The organism is Cupriavidus sp. F041 (assembly GCF_057814235.1).
Window position 1 is genome coordinate 258,267 of record NZ_JBVASY010000003.1, and the last position, 16,686, is coordinate 274,952.

A 16,686-nucleotide genomic window follows, 5' to 3' on the forward strand; every position below is an offset into this window, starting at 1 on the left:
GCTACTTTATTTTTGTGTGTGCCGCATTGGCGGCCGCTCCCCTTTTTTAGGGGCGATTACCGCTGCATGGCCGCCTCGCTCGGATGGATGCCATACTCGCGCGTATCCAGCAGCGCGGATGCCTCCAGCGCTATCGGCGTGAGACGCAGTGTCGGCCGCGTCTCCAGCAGCCATGCCTGGTAGCCTTCCGGCACGTTCTCGCTGGGCCCCTGGTGGATGACCCCCTTCGGCACCCAGCTCACCGTGCCGGGCTCGCTCACGTCACCCCATGCGCCCGGACCGGCGTGGTAGAGAATCACTTCGTCAAAATCGGCGTTGACATGGATCGGCGGACGCTGCGTGATGCGCGCGCAGAGCGTGTAGATCATGATCTCTCCATCGTCCGAGGTGATGAACTGGAACGGCGGGCCGCCATGCGGCAGGTAGGTGCCGACCTGGACGTTGGCCAGGTTCACCTTCCACACCGGCACGTTCCCATACACGTGCGCCACCGCGCGCAGCGGGTCCTGCGGCAGCCGGAACACCGTCGGACCGTCCTCGGCCTTCAGCACCAGCGTCACCTCCGTCGGCGCGTGGCCGTCTTGTTGCGGTTCAACCCTGGCGTAGTGCACGTCGCGCGCGAAATTGATCATGCCGGACGGGGTCTGGGGGTTCAGGCGCAGCGGCGAGGGGCTTTCGACGATGAACCGCCACGCCGGACCGCCGCGCGGCGTGGTGCGGTAGGCCACCGATCGCGGAATGCAGACAAAATCCCCGGCCTGCGCGTCCAGCACGCCGCAATCGGTTTCGAAGCGCACCTCCCCGCGGTGCACGAAATGCAGTTCGTCGGCCTCGACGTTGCGTACCACAATGAAGGGCTCCTGATCCTGGAGCGCGACGCTCAGCGACACCCCTTTGCGCGAGCTGGCAACCGGCACCGGCATGGCAAGCGCGTCATCGCCGTGAGACATCGCCAGCTTGTCCAGCTGGAATCGGCGCGGCGCATGCGGCCCCTGTGCCGACAGATACGCCGGCGCGTAGTGCGGGCGCAATACCATCGAGCAGGCGCCGTTGAAGCCGTCACGCGTCCACAGCTCGCCCTGCCCCGCCGCGTCGCCATCGCCGGGCGCCGGCCCGAATCGGTTGTCTTTCACGCTACCCCCTCCTTCTTACGTTTTGCTTCGGACAATACGGAGTCGAACCGATATGGTTCGACAACGGATGATTTGCTTCCCTGGCCTTGCCGGCGGACGGTGGTAAACTCCCCTCGCCTGACAAAGCGGAGAATGTAAACGTGGCCACCAGCCGAACCAAGCCCACCACGAAATCCGGCAAGCCGGAGCCTACCGAAGTCCACCCTCCGGTGTTCGACGTAGGAGGCCGCAGCATCGCCTGGCATGTGCGCGACATGCACCGGCTGTTCACCAGCCACCTGCAAGCCCTGATGACCGACGAAGGCGCTTCGGTGGGACATTGGTACTACCTGCGCGTGCTGTCGGAGCAGAACGGGCTGACGCAACTGGAGCTCAGCCGCCGCGTCGGGCTGGCCGCCACCACCTCCGTGCCCGCGCTCGACAGCATGGAAAAGCAGGGCCTGGTCAAGCGCGTGCGCGACACTGAGGACCGGCGGCGCAGCTTTGTGTTCATCACCGACCAGGGCCGCGCCCTGGTCGAACGGCTGATGCCCGCGATCACGGCGCTGCTGCAGCATGCCGTCGACGGTGTCTCCGAACGCGAGCTCAAGAGCTTCCTGAAGGTCATGGTGCACATCGAGGAAAACCTGCTCACGGCAGCCCCAAGCCTCAGCGAAGTGAACGACTGAAACGCCCGGCGCGCGCGTCATACCCGATGCACCTCCAGGGTCGAAGGGTGCAGCAGTTCCTCGACCCGCACCCGGCGTGGCGACAGCCCCTGCGCATGGTGGTACTGCAGGAATGCGTCGAGCGTATGCAGGTTCTGCGCCGCGCCGTAGCTCCAGTAGTCGTGCCCCATCAGGCCCTGCATGGCCTGCATGGTCTCCTGCGCGAGCGGCAGGGTGATGGCGGATGCGGCGATCTCGGCCAGCGATGTCATCGCCACCGCCTTGGCACGCTCGAAGGCCTTGAGCAATGTGCCCGGCAGCCAGGGATGCGCGTGCACCAGCTCGCGCCGCACGCCCAGCAGGTGCATGATGGGAAAGATGCCGGTGCGCCGGAAGTAGTCGCTGGCGGCCTGCACCGGCTCGGAGAACAGCCTGCCCACACCGGGATGGCCCTGCACCCAGCATGAAGGCGGGCGCGGCGCGATCAGGGCATCGATCTCGCCCGCCGCCAGCATCGCGTTGAGCGTAGCGCCGTCAGGCGCGCTCTCCAGGCGCACATCGGCAGGCAGCGCGAGCTCGATCTTCTCGACCCGGCCCGGCTGCTCCTGCCCGCCACGTATCCACTGCAGTTCCGACGGCCGCACGCCATAATCCTCTACGAGCATCGCGCGCACCCAGACGCATGCGGTCAGCTGGTACTCCGGCACGCCCACGCGCTTGCCGCGCAGGTCGGCCGGCTCGCGGATGCCGCGGTCGGTACGGATGTAGATGGCGGTGTGCCGGAAGGCGCGCGACAGGAACACGGGCACGCCGACATAAGGACAGGATTCGCGCGCCGTCTTGACGGTAAAGCTGCTCAATGACAGCTCGCAGACATCGAATTCGGCGTGCCGGAACGCGCGAAAGAAGATCTCTTCCGGATCCAGCGCGAGGAAGACCGGGTCGACACCATCGATCGGTACCCGCCCGTCCAGCAGTGCCCGCGTGCGGTCGTAGTCGCCCATTGCCAGCGACAGGTTCAGCTTGCTCATATCAGATTTACCTTCGCACAGGTTCCATTCCGCCTGCCGCTCACGCGAAGCGGGCCCAGAGATTGCGCCAGCGCCCGCTTGCGCCTTGACCGTGGTTTGACACGCTGCCCATGCCTGCCACGGCAGGCTTCAGCGTGAACAGCCCAAGCGCCACCACCACGCTGCCGATATCCACCGCGCTATCGCGCACGGCATACATGCGCCTGCCATCCACATGCCATGTACAGGTGCGTGCCGGGCGGTCGATGGTGATCTCGTAGCGGTGGAACTCTCCCGGGTGGTTCTGCGCCAGCAGGGGCGACTGCACCACGTGCAGCCAGTCGCCGCCAGCTGGCGTCACACCGGGGATTGGCAGCCGCTCATGCACCACGCCGATCCGCGTGCCGGAGATAATGAAGTCAAACACCATGCCCTTGGCGAGGTCGCACACATTGAAGCCCGCAAAGCCATCGAACAGGTCGTCCGGGTTGCCGTTGCGGTTCTCGCACGCCATCTCGCAGCCGATGGTGAGCACGCCGCCTTCGGCGATGGTCAGAGGCTCGCGCATGGCCAGGAAATGCTTGGGGTTGTCGAACATCGGTATGCGTGCGTGCTGCCGCGTGAACCTGTCCACCTGTATTTCCAGAACACCACTTTCGGCCCGCACGCGCGCGCCGGGCTCCTCGTAGCGCCACTTGCCGCCGTCCGGCATGGGCATCTCCAGCACCTGCCACACTGCCGGGTCCGGCGAGCCGGTCCAGAAGCCGTCCAGCGGGTGGGGCGTCATGCAGGCACCTGTGCGGCGGCTGCAACGCCTACACGGGCGGGCTTGCCGATCATGCGGCGATAGGTGTCCGCGCTGGCGGTGCGGCGGCCATGAAGCTCGGCAATGTCGCGTGCCATGCGGAACATCTCCAGGTTGTCACGCAGACGGACATCGCTGTTGGGGTATTTCCACGGCGTGTCTTCGGTGCCGACGCGGATGTTCAGGCCCATCATGGTGGCCAGCGTGGTCATGTAGAGTGTGGACCGGCCCGCCGCGCAAACGGTGATGACCGAAGCGGGATCGATCTGGCGGATCTGGTCGACCATCATGAACATATGGCGCGCCATGTCCTGCGCATTGCTGGCCCAGGTACCCGAGATCAGCGTACGGCCGACGTTGAACGGCAGCCCATACAGAATGATCCAGTTGTAAGGACCTTTCAGGATGCCGGTATCGATCAGCTTGCGCTTGGCCAGCTCGATCTCGCCGGAACTGTGGATCACGATTTCCGGCTTGACGTCGTACTGCTCCAGCGTGCGCACCGCCGGCACCATGAAAGCATCCGGGTGCCCCGCGGCGCACGGCGCGACTTCCGCCAGCCCGGCCCGGGCGGGGCTCATGCAGATATCGAACGTGCTGCCGTTGAGCACGTTCAGGTTGGCGACGAACTCATGGCCAAAGCGGTCGCGCAGCGGGCGCAGCACTGCGGCGTACGCTTCCACCGGCGGCACGTCGCGGTCCAGGCGGCGCCCCCGGTGGTCGGTAACCATCGAGAAATCGATATGCACGCCGCAAGCGCCAGCCTCGATGACCTCGGAGGCGGCATCGACATAGGCTTCAATGGAGGTCGGATGGCCCTCTTCCTGGCTGTCGCTGAAGCGGCCCGACACGGCAACATTGATGGCGATCTCGGACGGCACGTCCCACTTCGGCTGAAGCTCGGCCCCGGCAACGAACTGGTAGTCGTCCATTTCGCGCTTCGCGGCTTCCCACAACGAGATTCCTTCCTGCATAGCTCACCTCTTTTTTGTTGGCTGATGGGTTGGCTCTCCGGCCCTGCGGCAGAACCAATAAAACTTCTACGTCGGAAAATTTGATATCGACTAATTTTGATACCGCAACTGCAAGAATCAGGCGGCTCAGGCCGTACCGCGCTCCTTCGCCAGGACCAGCGCGAAAAGCACGGCCGCGGCCAGCAGCGGCGTTGCCAGCACGATCGAAAACTGCGTGCGCGACCAGCCCGCCTGAATCAGCACCCCCGCCAGCCAGGGGCCGACTGTGCCACCCAGGCGGCCAAAGCCCAGCGCCAGCCCGGTGCCCGTGGCGCGCACTTCCGGCGGGAAGACCCGGGTCGAGAGCGCGTTCAGGCAGGCCACGGCACCGGTGATGAGGAATCCGATCACCGCGCTCACGGTCAGCACGTGGCCGGCTGCCGCCGACAGCGAACCAAACCAGGCAACCGACAGGAAGCACAGGCAGAGGTAGATCACTGACATCGCCCTGAGCCCGTAGCGGCCGGCCGACCAGCCCAGGGCAATGCCGCCGACAACCCCCGACAGGTTCATGATGACGGCCCCGGAAATGCCCTGCTCCATGCTCATGCCCATGTCCACCAGCAGCTTCGGCATCCAGCTCAGCAAGAAGTAGTTCGTGAGCATGACCAGCAGGTAGCAGGCGCAGGCCAGCAAGGTCAGCCGACGGAAGTCCGGGTGAAACAGCGCGCGCCACGCCGAGCCCTGCCGGACCTGCTCCCCGTGCGGCGGCAGCATCTGCAGCGGCTCCGCGCCAGCCTTGCGCAGTACCCGGTTCAACCGTGCCAGCGCATTGCCCGGCCGCTTGCCGGCAAGGAAGTCAAGTGATTCGGGCAGCCAGGCGAACGCTACCGGCACCATCAACACCGAAAGCAGGCCGCCCACGAGGAACACGGAGCGCCAGCCGTAGCTGCCAACCAGCAGCCCGGAAGCCGCGCCGCCGCAGATGGCGCCCACGGCATAGCCAACGGTCGTCATGCTCAGCGCCAGGTCCTGGCGCCGGTTCGATGCATACTCCGCAACCAGCGTATTGATGCCGGCGATGATGCCGCCCACGCCCAGACCTGTCACCAGGCGCAGGCCGGCAAGCTGCCAGGCGTTGGCCACAAATGCCGAGGCAAGCATGGCGGCGCTGATCATGCCAAGGCATCCAAGCACGATGGGACGGCGGCCCAGCTTGTCGCCCAATGGAGCGATCAGGACCGAGCCGAGCGCCATGCCCGCCACACTGGCGCTCAGCAGCATGCCCAGCAATGCTGCCGGCAGTTGCCACTGCGCCGCTACCGCAGGCGCGGTGAAGGCGGATGCGAGGGCGTCGAAGCCGTCCAGCACGTTGATGGCGATGCAGATGCCGATCACTATCTGCTGATAGCGTGACATCGGCCTGCTGCGCAGCATCGCGCCGACTGCGGCGACGGCGGGCTGCGGTGCGGCGAGCGTCTCGTTCATCGCGGTCATGGGCTCAGACCCTCCCCGCCATGGCTGCGTCGGTGGCGACCGCGCGGGGCGCATACAGCCAGTCCACCGGGGCGAAACTGTCGTCTGCCCGCGCCGACAGCAGCGCATTGCGCACCTCGGCCCCCATATGGCCCAGGTGGATGAAGTCGCCGAACCATCGCGCCGTCAGCTGCACGCGCGCGGTGTGCAGCCGCCTGGCCTCCTGGTAGGCCAGCAGTCCGCCCGGCACGTCGCGGGCGTGACGGCTCAGCGCATCGGCCAGCGTGCCCGCATCCTCGATAGCCTGGGCCGCGCCCTGCGCGAGGTATTGCAGCATCGGGTGAGCGGCATCGCCCAGCAGGGCGATGTGGTTGCGCGTCCAGTCGGCGATGGGATGGCGGTCATACATGGGCCAGCGCCGGTTCGTGTGGATCAGGCTGATCGCGCCACGCACGGGTGCGCAGGCATTGGCGAAGCGCGCCTCCAGCTCGTCAACCGTGCCCCAGTCGTCTGTGGACGGATCGAAGCGGTAGCTGCGGAACACTGCCACCTGGTTATAGAGTTCCCCGCGGCGTACCGGATACTGGACAAGATGCATGTCATGGCCGGTCCACATCACCACATTGTCCAGCCCGGCATGCTCGGGCATGTTCTCCAACGGCAGGGTGCCACGGTAGGCCACATATTCCGAGCACACCGGTGCGCCGTCGTCCGCAATCATGCTGCGCACGGTGGAGTGCAGCCCGTCCGCTCCGATCAGCGCCTGGCAACGATAAACCGAGCCGTCGGCACATCGGACCTCGGCGCCGTCGCCAAGATCCTGCACCGCCACCACGTCGCGGCTGGTTTCCAGCGTGATGCGGGCGTCGCGCCGGCACGCGGCCAGCAGCGCGGCGAGCAGGTCGCTGCGGTGCATCACCAGGTAGGGATAGCCGTATGCCTGCCGGAAGTTGGCGCCAAGGTCCAGCGCGGTCAGCCGGCGGCCGCTCATCGCGTCCATCCACATCAGCTGGCGCGGAAACACCGCGCTTTGCCAGACCGCATCGAGCACACCCAGACGCTCGAGCATGCGCGATGCGTTGGGCGCCAGCTGCAGGCCGGCGCCAACCTCGCTGAACTGCGGCGCACGCTCGAGCACGTGCACCGTGCGGCCGGACTGGGCCAGGGCTAGCGCCGTGGCGAGGCCGCCGATGCCGCCCCCCACAATCAAAGTCTGGATCTTGTTGCTATCGTTCATGAAGGATATCCGTGTGCGGTGAACTCAGGCGGCGCGTACCGGGACACGCATGGCGCCGATGCCTTCGATGCTGGCCTCGATCAGGTCACCAGGCACCACCGGCCCCACGCCGTCCGGGGTGCCTGTGTAGATGACGTCGCCGGGATGCAGGGTGTAGTAGGACGATGCCCAGGCAATCAGCTGCGGAACGCCGACCACCAGGTCACGCGTGTTGGCACGCTGGCGCAGCTCGCCGTTGACGCGCAGTTCCAGCTCCAGGTTTGCCGGGTCGGCGATCTCGTCGGCGGTGACAAGCCACGGGCCGAGCACCGAATAGCTGTCAATCGATTTGCGCAGCGAGCGCTCCTGCGGGCCGCGCACGGTCATGTCCAGCCCGATGGCATAGCCGGCAACGTAGTCCATTGCACTGTCCACCGAAACACGATCCGCGGTGCGGCCGATGACCACCGCCAGCTCCAGTTCGTGGTCGTTGCGGCGGTCGGTGTGGCGCAGCGCCACGCCCTCGCCGGGGCCGGCGAGCGAACTCGATGCCTTGAGGAACAGCCCCACCTCCTGGATGCGCTGCAACTGGTGCGCATGGAAGGTCGCGGGATCGGCCTGTGCCTCGGCCAGGTGGCTGAGATAGTTGACCGGCGCCGCGGCCAGCTTGGACGGATTGGCCACCGGGCTAAGCAGGCGCACGCCGGACAAGGCGCAGCGCGGTGCCGCATCCAGCAGGCGCGGCGCGTGCTCGCGAATGAGCGGCAGGTGCGCAATGAGCGAGTCGCCTTGGGGGAAGGGCCAGCGGTATGAGGGCAGCATCTCCAGGGCGGGTGAGATATCCGCTACGAAGTGGTCCTCGACGATGCCGAGGCGCTCGCCCCGATCATCCTGGAATCGGCAAAATCGCATGGTGCAGGCAGTTTGAAGGATTGATCGGTGTTGTTCAGGCGAGCTGGCGTGCCTGGAAGAAGCCCAGCTTCTTCTGCAGGGGCGCGTCGTCAACGCGAATCAGGAATGCAGGCTGCCCGGGCGTGACACGGTGCGAGACGCGAGCGAACGTGGTGGCGCTGAAGGTGTCGCCCGCGCTCCAGTCAAACACGTGATCGTCGACCCGACTCTCGCCGCTGCCCTCGACAACGTGAAACACCGAACTGGCTGACGTGGGCACTGCCTGCCAGTGCTGGCCAGGGCCGATCATCATCGCCGTAAAACCAAGGATTGGCAGGCAGTCCTGCCCGGTCTCCGGGTTGACATAGGCCAGCTCCGCGCAAGCTTGACCCGTCCCCTCGGCCAGCCGCTCCAGCGCAACCCTGGCGGTCTGCCACGGATAGCGCAGCATCGGGTAGGGATTCTCCCTGCGCCAGCCTTGCGGTGGCCGCAAGCCCTGGCGCAGCAGTTCTGACGTCAGCGTCATCAGCGGCTCTTCGACATTGCAGCCATCATGGCCACCTTCGGCATAAGCGGATTCCGCCGCGGTGAACACCGGCAGGTCCAGCACATCGAGCCAGGTCACCGGACCTTCGCCGTCATGGCCGTGGTCGTGCCACTGCCCGCCCGGCGTGAGGATGAGGTCGCCCCGCTCCATATCGCATCGCTGCCCGTTGACGACGGTGAAGCCGCCGCGGCCTTCGATGACGATGCGCGCCGCGCTCGGCGAATGGCGATGCGTGGGGGCGGTCTCACCGGGCAGGAGCAACTGGATGCCCGCGTAGAGCGTGCCCGTCGCCGACATCGCATTGGGACCGCGCCCAGGATCGCTCAGCACGATCACGCGGCGCTCGGCCTGCGCAACCGGCACCAGGCGCCCGGCTTCCAGCAGCAGCGGACGCACATCGGCATAGCGCCAGCGGTGCGGACGCGTGACGCCCGCGGGGCGGCCGTGCGGCAGGGCAGCCTTGAGGAAGTCCCACAACGGAGCCAGTGCGTGATCGCGCAGCGCTGCGCGGAAATCCTCGGGCAACGAGGCAGTCTCGCGGGCATGCCGGTCCTGAGTGTTTGAGGTGATGGTCTGATTTATCATTTTTATCGAATCATTCGACATCGAATCAATGTGTGTATGATAATCAGCGTGCTTCACATATCCACTGGGGTAAACGTCAGGGTAGGGTCGATCCCACCTGTCGGACCGATCCGCGAAATAGAATGATGGACGAATCCAATCTCGACGAACTGATCTACAACAAGCCGGGCCATCTCATCCGGCGGCTGCACCAGATTGCCACCTCGGTCTTTCACGAAGAGACCGATGGCTTCGATACGACGCCCGTGCAATACGCCGCGCTGTCGGCAGTGCGCGCCTATCCGGGCATCGACCAGCTCAGGCTGGCCAATGCTATCGGCTTTGACCGCACCACAATTGCCGGTGTGGTGGAGAGGCTGGAGGGAAAGGGACTGATCTCGCGCTCGCCGGGCATCGCCGATCGGCGTACCAAGCTGCTATCGCTGACGGCAACCGGTGCGGCGCTGCTGCAGGACATCTACCCGGGCACGGAGCGCGCCCAGACCCGCACGTTGGCCGGTTTGGACCCGGCAGAGCGGGCACTGTTCGTTGCCATGCTGCAACGCGTAGTGGCGGCCAACAACGAGACCAGCCGGGTGCCGGTGTCGCCGCCGCCCGCGCGCGTTGCCTGAGCACGCTCAGCACGCGCGCGGACCCTCCACGAACGCAGCGAAGCCAGCAACGAATTCCTTGAGCCGCGTACGCGTGCCGGCATCCGTGAGTTCACCCTGCGCCTCGAACACCTGGCCCGCGCGCGCAACCAGCAGCCAGCCTGCTGCCGCTATAGTGCCGCGTGCCCAGTGTCTTGAGCACCGGCAGCCAGTCGTTCTGTGCCAGCACGGTGCCAAAGCCCCCGGCGGACGCCCCGAGGACTGCTACCGGGCGATCGCCGAAGACTGCGAGAATATCGCTGGCCGGTCGCGAGAGCCAGTCGATGGCGTTCTTGAAGACACCGAGGATGCCGTCGTTGTATTCAGGCGTGGCCAGCATCAGGCCATCGTTCGCCATGACCTGTTCGCGTAACGCCACCACGGCGGCGGGCAGCCCCTTTACGCGCCTCCAGGTCTGCGTCGTAAAGGGGAATGCCATGCAGGGTGGCGATATCGAGGCGGACCTGCGCGTCAGCGTCGTCCTGCGCCGCCCGCAGCAACGCAGTGTTGTACGATCGCGCACGCAGGCTGCCCGAAATTCCCAGGATTCTGATCATGTGGTGTTCCTCTGGCTATTTCAATCTCGGTGTCTGCTGGCTGCCCGTCGCGCGGGCATGTGCAGGGCGGCAGCGACATGGGCATTGCGTTTCGCGATCCGCACTGCCCCACGCCTACTATTGACGCCCCGCAGCCAACCATCACGCCGGCTCTTGTGCCGCTGCTGTTCGTTCCGCTGGCAGAAGTGCTCAGGCAGCGCTTTTCATACTCTGACACGGTGCCTGAATGGCCGGAAAACGCCGGCCCGATGCCGGGTTCGGCGGGCGGACTTGCCAGGGCCAGCACCGTTGCGACATCGTTTGTTCCCGGAAATAAAAATGGCAACCGGTGTATGGAACCTGGTTGCCATCAAACATCTTTCACTACACCGTGCAACCTGCGCGGTCGCCTCTCACGGCTTCTTTGCACCGTCCGTGTATGGGTCCGCCTTACCAGTCTTGGCGCCATCCGTATACGGGCTACGCGGATCGCCAGCCTTGGCCGCACTTTCACCCGGCTTCAGGTTGCTCTTTGTCGATTGCTTTGCGCCATCGGTATAGGGGTCGAACTTGCCCGACTTTGCACCGTCGGTGTAGGGGTCTGCCGCGCCTGAGCGACCGCCATTGGTATGAACGCTGTTGCCATCCGACTTGTTCGACTGGGCGAAGGCTGGCGAAACTACACCTGCCGCGGCAACCGAAGCTACCAGGACTGTCTTCAGAATTTTGCTCAACATCGTGGTCCTCGTGAAATCGAGACGCATTGCGTCACAGAAGTTTGCGGATGCCGGCAGCCGGCATTAGATCTTCGCGAGCGTTCTATGCCTGCCACCCGCTGGATGACGCTGGTACTCTAGCCGAGTTTAGGGGAATTGCTCGTGATAAAGTAGCCCTGATACAAGAAACTCCATGTTTCACGAGCCCGAACAAGGCTCTCCGCATTAGTGCTCAACAATGCTGGCGCTCCAGGGCTTACAAGCGGCTCTGCCGTCGTCTGCAGGCATCGCTGCTCTCCGAGCCCACGCACCTGTTTCACTTCGCCGATTGCGACTACACTGGGCCAGTCATCAGCAGGCCGCGCCGCCGGATTGGAGCACGCTGCCACGTGTTGCAGGGCTATCCATATGAAATTGACTCATGACCCAAGACCCTACGGCAGGATCGCTCATATACCGGGATGGCCGGCACGCCGGTGCAAGCCGCTCTGGCGATCACTTGCGGCGGCCTGGCTCGCCGCAAGTGGTCTGCTAGGGATCGCGTGTCACCGCGTGTACGCCGGACAAATATGCGACGCGCCCTATGTTCATGAGGGCGGGCAGATCCGTTTCGAAGCGGATGGACTGACGCCGATGACGACGATAGCCTTCTTCAGGAACGTCAACGACCTCGAGCGCGACATTTGTTCGCTCGATCTGGATATCTACTCCAAGTCTGCCCTCCGGCGCTTGATGGGGCCGCCCGTCGAGACAGTGCAGCGTCACCGGCTCGTGATTGATGAGCGCTCAGGACAACCGATCGTACGCAGTCTGAACGCACGTGTTCAGGCCCACGGCCAGTACACCGATCTGGACGGGGAAATGAGTACCAACTCGAACGGACTGCTGCTCTACCCGCCGACGCTGGTCGAGGGCCAGGTACTCCCTGCGGAAACGTTTGTGTCCCGCTACGACTTTCGTATCGTGGATCGCCGCACCGGCACCAAGGTCTCCGATTTCTTCGGTTCAAATGTCCGCCTGACCTTGTCCGAGCGGACGGTGGGGCCACTGCAGCGTTTGCAACTTGCCACCGGCACACTCCTCTGCTGGCCCATCCGATATACCAAGTTCGTTGATCCAGGCAGCTTTCGGTTGGTCGATACTGATATCGAACTGGAGCCGACGGTGCTCGACATGACCGACTGGTATTGTCCCGCCCGGCGATTCGTCATGCGTCAGGAAGTCCGCTACAGGAATCAGCAGCAAATGGTAGATGTGGTGGAAATTGAATAGGACAGCCGTAGACCAAAGGAAAGTTGGGTCTTCCGCAATTTGTGTGACGACGGCGAACTCGCGTGGAGGACCTTGCCGTCGTCTCCCCCGCCCCATTACCACCATTCTTCTGCTTGTTGACAAACGTGGGCGAGCCCGCCAGTCTCGTCCTGGCCGCACGAGCTCACTCGCCTGCGATGGCGACCGGACTAGTACAACATTCCGCAAATAGGTTTAATAATTATCGGGCTGCAAATATGGCTCCAGTAGGGTGACGATCACCTTTAACCATCTCGTCAAGTGTGCCGGTGCCGGGCAGAGGTTCCCAACGCCCACTATGGGTACGAAAGGCGGCGCCATAACGATTGCAGCTGAGCTCGGTCAGCCAAGCCACCACTGTCGGCTCCTCGTCGTCCATACGTTTGATCAGCAGATAACGCCCGTAGGCCTGCGTGACGATTTGCTCGTGGCCGAGCAGGGTGCGTAGTTGCCGCTGCAATTCGGCAGCGTAATGTTTGGCGGGCAAAGCTGGCATGTCGATCCTCGATTACGATGCGCCGGTTTGCAGCGGATAGCCCCGGAAAGTCCATTTGAATGGGCGTGCCGCCTGATTGTGCGCGCTGACAAACTGCTCGGTGCGCTCGCGCAGGTGCGCGGTGCTGGTGTGGCTCGCATGGCGCAGCACCCGCGGCGTGTAGCGGGCAAACCAGAGTTCGATCTGATTGACCCAACTCGTGTGCAATGGCGTGAAGTGGAAGTGAAACCGTCCATCGTGCCGCGCGTTGAACGCCTGCCAGACCGCGTGGGCGCGATGCGTGTTCAGGTTGTCCCAGACGACGTGCACCTGTTTGTCTGGGTACGCGCTTGCCACGCGCTCCATGAAGGCCACCAGATCGTCCTGGGTGCGCCGCTCGCGGCATTCTGCCAGCACCTGTCCGGTATGCACGTCTAACGCGGCAATCACCGCCTGGGTGCCGTGACGAATATATTCAAACTCACGGCGACGCAGCCGCCCCGGCGCGGGCGCGCGTCCCGGGTACTTGCGCTCGATGGCCTGAATGCCTGTCTTCTCGTCAATACTGAGCACTACCGCATTTCGAGGCGCCTTACGGTACAGCTTGCAAATTCCGTTGACCTTCTCGCGAAAGGCCGGATCTGGGCTGTGTAGCCATTGCTGGACCCGGTGCGGACGCACGTCGCCGGCCTGCAGAATGCGCTGCACCTGGCAGCGGCTGATCTGCCCGACGACGCCGCGCTCCACGGCGCGCGCCACAATCTCGTCGAGCGTGGGCGTGACCCGTCCCTCAGGTTCCTGCGTTTCACACGCCAGCGCGATTACCTGTAGCCGCTCCTCGTGCATGATGCGTGGCGGACGGCCACTGCGCTCGCCCTCGCGAATGCCTTGGGCACCTTGCTGGGCAATCCGCTTGCGCCACAGGCAGACCGTTTGCACCGACACGCCCAGTTCCTGCGCAATGACCGTATTGCTGTGGCCCTCGTGGGCCCACAACGCGATTCGCGCCCGCATCACATCTCGCTGTGCAGCCGTCTTGCGTTCGATTAGCGATAGCAGTTCCTGTCTTTCTTTTTTCGCCAGCTTCACTGGCGTTGCATGGCGGCCTCGACTCATCCCGCCATGATATCCGAGGCAATTAATTATTCAACCTATTTGCGGGATGTTGTACTAGCTGGTCCAGCAGGACAAGGCAGGCCAGTTTACGTTATCGCAGAAACGACAGCCGCCGCAGTCGTAGACCAAAGGAAAGTTGGGTCTTCCGCAATTTGTGTGACGACGGCGAACTCGCGTGGAGGACCTTACCGTCGTCTCCCCCGCCCCACTACCACCATTCTTCTGCTTGTTGACAAACGTGGGCGAGCCCGCCAGCCTCGTCCTGGTCGTACGAGCTCACTTGCCTGCGATGGCGACCGGACTAGCGGGTCCAGCAGGACAAGGCAGGCCGGTTTAGCTTGGCTTCAATACCCGCAGCCGCAGAAGCTCAATGTTTGCGCGGCCATACATCTGGCGCTTGAGGAACTTGAGCCGGTTGACGTGACCCTCGGTCTGGCCATTGCTCCATGGCACCTTGAAGGCCGCCCGCACAGCCGGTAAGTCGGCGCGCAGGCTCTGCGCGAACCTACGCATTTCCGCAGCGTCGCAGCGCGAAAGACGCTTCAACCATCGATCGAACTGCCGCGGACTTCGCCGGTGCATGAGCCCGAGAAACTCCCGCGCGAGGCTGCGGACGTCGCCCACCACGGGTTCGATCTTGCACAGCGCCTGCACGAAGCGCTCGTGGTCCGCGCTCCTGGGCTCCTCGACCGCGAGCTTCCTCCATCCGACAGCCATCCGAACACGCGCCTGGCCGACGGGCACGGCATCGTGCGCACGGGTGCCTGGAGAAGCGACTCCTTGCCCTGCGGAAAGAGGAGGCGAACCACGCAATTCCGCACGGCGGCGCGGCTGCCCGTATAGCCTCGCTGCTTGAGTTCGTGCCAGATCAGTTCAGGAAAGCAACAGCCCTGCGCGATTCGTTCCTCGATATAGCTGAGATAGGGATCCAACGGCGTCGGACTCCGCGCCCTGGGTGCGCGCTCGGGGAATGCCTCCGCGGTGACGAAGTTGCGCACGGTTCGTTGGTCAATTGAGAGCTCGCGCGCAATTCCTTTCATCGTGCCGCCCTGGGCACGTAGCGCCATCACCCGCTCGTACAGCGCCAGCCGCGTGGCGCGTCGCTGATCGTTCAGGCGCTGCCATGACCACAGTGAGTTGCGGCTCAGCACCCGCTGCCGGCCCAGGGTCACGCCACCGACTTCGACTTGCTGCGCGGCTTGGCGCAGTTGCGGTCCGAGTCGGTACAGCAGCCTCTCGACGTTGTCGCGCAGGTTGCACAGCAGATGCCAGCGATCGGAGACTTGCGTGGCTGCCGGCAGCGCGATGTCGACCGCCTCGGAGTAGGCCCCGGCCCGGTCCCTGGCGACGATCTCGATCGATGGGTGCGCACGCATCCACGCGGCCACCGCAGTTGCTTCCCTGCCGGCGAACACTTCGATCGGCTCACGTCGCTCCAGGTCGACGATGATCGTTCCGTACTGGTGACCGCGCGCGATCGCCCAGTCATCGATGCCGACGACCCGCGGTCGTGGTTTGCGCTTGCGCCCAGGAGCTCTACGCGACTCCCGCAGCACGGTGTCGGCACTGGTGCGCAAGCCCAAGGCGTTGGCAAGCCGGGCGGCCGCCTCACCACCGAGGGCATGGCCCAGCGCGTGCAACGCCCGAGCCTGCGATCGCGTACGACGTTGATGCCGACCGGCCAAGGCGTGGATACTCTCGGCAAACGTACGACGCGGGCAACCGGCGTTTGGACACTTGAAGCGACGCACCTCAACGGCGAGAACGACCCGTTGCTCGAGCATCGGACGTTCTTCCAGCTTGCGCACATAGCTGCCGTGGCGTCGGTTACTCCAACGATGGCAGGCAGGACAAGCTGCCGCGCGAACCGTACTGCAGGCTTCGACAGTGATGGTCTCCCCTCGCGCGTCGCTGGAGACGACGCGCTTACCCACACGGGCGAGAATACGATCGATCCCATCGAGAACTTGGCTCATGGTAACGATCAACGTGGGGCCAGATCGGCCCGAAATCAAGCCCTCGACGCGGCCGTCACACAAAGTGCGGAAGACCCAGAATTGCTTCGTTCTACGTTTCCTGAACTGATCTGGCAAGAACTCAAGCAGCGAGGCTATACGGGCAGCCGCGCCGCCGTGCGGAATTGCGTGGTTCGCCTCCTCTTTCCGTAGGGCAAGGAGTCGCTTCTCCAGGCACCCGTGCGCACGATGCCGTGCCCGTCGGCCAGGCGCGTGTTCGGATGGCTGTCGGATGGAGGAAGCTCGCGGTCGAGGAGCCCAGGAGCGCGGACCACGAGCGCTTCGTGCAGGCGCTGTGCAAGATCGAACCCGTGGTGGGCGAGGTCCGCAGCCTCGCGCGGGAGTTTCTCGGGCTCATGCACCGGCGAAGTCCGCGGCAGTTCGATCGATGGTTGAAGCGTCTTTCGCGCTGCGACGCTGCGGAAATGCGTAGGTTCGCGCAGAGCCTGCGCGCCGACTTACCGGCTGTGTGGGCGGCCTTCAAGGTGCCATGGAGCAATGGCCAGACCGAGGGTCACGTCAACCGGCTCAAGTTCCTCAAGCGCCAGATGTATGGCCGCGCAAACATTGAGCTTCTGCGGCTGCGGGTATTGAAGCCAAGCTAAACCGGCCTGCCTTGTCCTGCTGGACCCGCTAGTCCGGTCGC

16 protein-coding genes and 2 pseudogenes are annotated in these 16,686 nt (G+C 64.5%); 4 read left to right on the forward strand and 14 right to left on the reverse strand.

What is annotated here, in order from left to right; translation table 11 throughout:
- Positions 1-56: 56 nt before the first annotated feature.
- Positions 57-1,133 carry a homogentisate 1,2-dioxygenase gene (locus ACZY0R_RS39795; protein WP_488866888.1) on the reverse strand — a complete coding sequence of 359 codons (1,077 nt, stop codon included), beginning with the start codon at positions 1,131-1,133 and terminating at the stop codon, positions 57-59.
- A 140-nt stretch (positions 1,134-1,273) separates the two neighbouring features.
- On the opposite strand from ACZY0R_RS39795, the gene ACZY0R_RS39800 reads away from it, so the two are divergent.
- A complete protein-coding gene (locus ACZY0R_RS39800) occupies positions 1,274-1,801 on the forward strand; it encodes a MarR family winged helix-turn-helix transcriptional regulator (RefSeq protein WP_488866890.1) in 528 nt (175 codons plus the stop codon).
- 17 nt (positions 1,802-1,818) lie between these two features.
- Here the strand turns inward: ACZY0R_RS39800 and ACZY0R_RS39805 are convergent, their stop codons facing one another.
- The 7 genes from ACZY0R_RS39805 to ACZY0R_RS39835 form a co-directional block, all read right to left on the reverse strand.
- Complete coding sequence (locus ACZY0R_RS39805; RefSeq protein ID WP_488866892.1) at positions 1,819-2,811, reverse strand: substrate-binding domain-containing protein; 993 nt, start codon at positions 2,809-2,811, stop codon at positions 1,819-1,821.
- A gap of 40 nt (positions 2,812-2,851) precedes the next feature.
- The gene (locus tag ACZY0R_RS39810) at positions 2,852-3,577 is read right to left on the reverse strand and encodes a DUF6081 family protein (RefSeq protein ID WP_488866894.1); all 726 of its coding nucleotides are present in this window, start codon (positions 3,575-3,577) and stop codon (positions 2,852-2,854) included.
- Positions 3,574-4,569, reverse strand: coding sequence for a 3-keto-5-aminohexanoate cleavage protein (locus ACZY0R_RS39815; protein WP_488866896.1), 996 nt, complete (start codon positions 4,567-4,569; stop codon positions 3,574-3,576). Before ACZY0R_RS39815 ends, ACZY0R_RS39810 begins: the two co-directional genes overlap by 4 nt.
- A 126-nt stretch (positions 4,570-4,695) precedes the next feature.
- The gene (locus ACZY0R_RS39820; RefSeq protein WP_488866898.1) at positions 4,696-6,045 is read right to left on the reverse strand and encodes an MFS transporter; all 1,350 of its coding nucleotides are present in this window, start codon (positions 6,043-6,045) and stop codon (positions 4,696-4,698) included.
- A gap of 4 nt (positions 6,046-6,049) precedes the next feature.
- A complete protein-coding gene (locus tag ACZY0R_RS39825) occupies positions 6,050-7,261 on the reverse strand; it encodes an FAD-dependent monooxygenase (RefSeq protein WP_488866900.1) in 1,212 nt (403 codons plus the stop codon).
- Positions 7,262-7,285: 24 nt separating this feature from the next.
- Entirely contained in the window at positions 7,286-8,152 is an 867-nt protein-coding gene (locus tag ACZY0R_RS39830) for a fumarylacetoacetate hydrolase family protein (RefSeq protein ID WP_488866902.1), read from the reverse strand.
- 34 nt (positions 8,153-8,186) lie between these two features.
- Positions 8,187-9,263, reverse strand: a complete 1,077-nt coding sequence (locus ACZY0R_RS39835) for a cupin domain-containing protein (protein WP_488866904.1) — start codon at positions 9,261-9,263, stop codon at positions 8,187-8,189.
- Between the two features lie 122 nt (positions 9,264-9,385).
- Here ACZY0R_RS39835 and ACZY0R_RS39840 point away from each other — a divergent pair, with 122 nt between their 5' ends.
- Positions 9,386-9,874, forward strand: a complete 489-nt coding sequence (locus tag ACZY0R_RS39840) for a MarR family winged helix-turn-helix transcriptional regulator (RefSeq protein WP_488866906.1) — start codon at positions 9,386-9,388, stop codon at positions 9,872-9,874.
- A gap of 91 nt (positions 9,875-9,965) precedes the next feature.
- On the opposite strand, the gene ACZY0R_RS39845 is transcribed toward ACZY0R_RS39840, so the two are convergent.
- The 3 genes from ACZY0R_RS39845 to ACZY0R_RS39855 form a co-directional block, all read right to left on the reverse strand.
- Positions 9,966-10,250 (reverse strand): NADPH-dependent FMN reductase, encoded by a 285-nt coding sequence (locus ACZY0R_RS39845; RefSeq protein WP_488866908.1) that lies wholly within the window; start codon positions 10,248-10,250, stop codon positions 9,966-9,968.
- Positions 10,216-10,449 carry an NADPH-dependent FMN reductase gene (locus tag ACZY0R_RS39850; protein ID WP_488866909.1) on the reverse strand — a complete coding sequence of 78 codons (234 nt, stop codon included), beginning with the start codon at positions 10,447-10,449 and terminating at the stop codon, positions 10,216-10,218. Before ACZY0R_RS39850 ends, ACZY0R_RS39845 begins: the two co-directional genes overlap by 35 nt.
- Positions 10,450-10,841: 392 nt before the next feature.
- The gene (locus ACZY0R_RS39855) at positions 10,842-11,165 is read right to left on the reverse strand and encodes a hypothetical protein (RefSeq protein WP_488867318.1); all 324 of its coding nucleotides are present in this window, start codon (positions 11,163-11,165) and stop codon (positions 10,842-10,844) included.
- 387 nt (positions 11,166-11,552) lie between these two features.
- Between ACZY0R_RS39855 and ACZY0R_RS39860 the strand changes: the two genes are divergently transcribed.
- Entirely contained in the window at positions 11,553-12,416 is an 864-nt protein-coding gene (locus ACZY0R_RS39860; protein ID WP_488866911.1) for a hypothetical protein, read from the forward strand.
- A 220-nt stretch (positions 12,417-12,636) separates the two neighbouring features.
- On the opposite strand, the gene ACZY0R_RS39865 is transcribed toward ACZY0R_RS39860, so the two are convergent.
- The 3 genes and pseudogenes from ACZY0R_RS39865 to ACZY0R_RS39875 form a co-directional block, all read right to left on the reverse strand.
- Positions 12,637-12,930, reverse strand: coding sequence for a hypothetical protein (locus ACZY0R_RS39865; protein ID WP_488866913.1), 294 nt, complete (start codon positions 12,928-12,930; stop codon positions 12,637-12,639).
- A gap of 12 nt (positions 12,931-12,942) precedes the next feature.
- The gene (locus ACZY0R_RS39870; RefSeq protein ID WP_488866915.1) at positions 12,943-14,025 is read right to left on the reverse strand and encodes an IS630 family transposase; all 1,083 of its coding nucleotides are present in this window, start codon (positions 14,023-14,025) and stop codon (positions 12,943-12,945) included.
- Between the two features lie 333 nt (positions 14,026-14,358).
- Positions 14,359-16,001: pseudogene (locus tag ACZY0R_RS39875) on the reverse strand (ISL3 family transposase).
- A gap of 96 nt (positions 16,002-16,097) precedes the next feature.
- On the opposite strand from ACZY0R_RS39875, the pseudogene ACZY0R_RS39880 reads away from it, so the two are divergent.
- A pseudogene (locus tag ACZY0R_RS39880) lies at positions 16,098-16,645 on the forward strand (ISL3 family transposase); the annotation flags it as partial.
- Between the last annotated feature and the right edge of the window lie 41 nt (positions 16,646-16,686).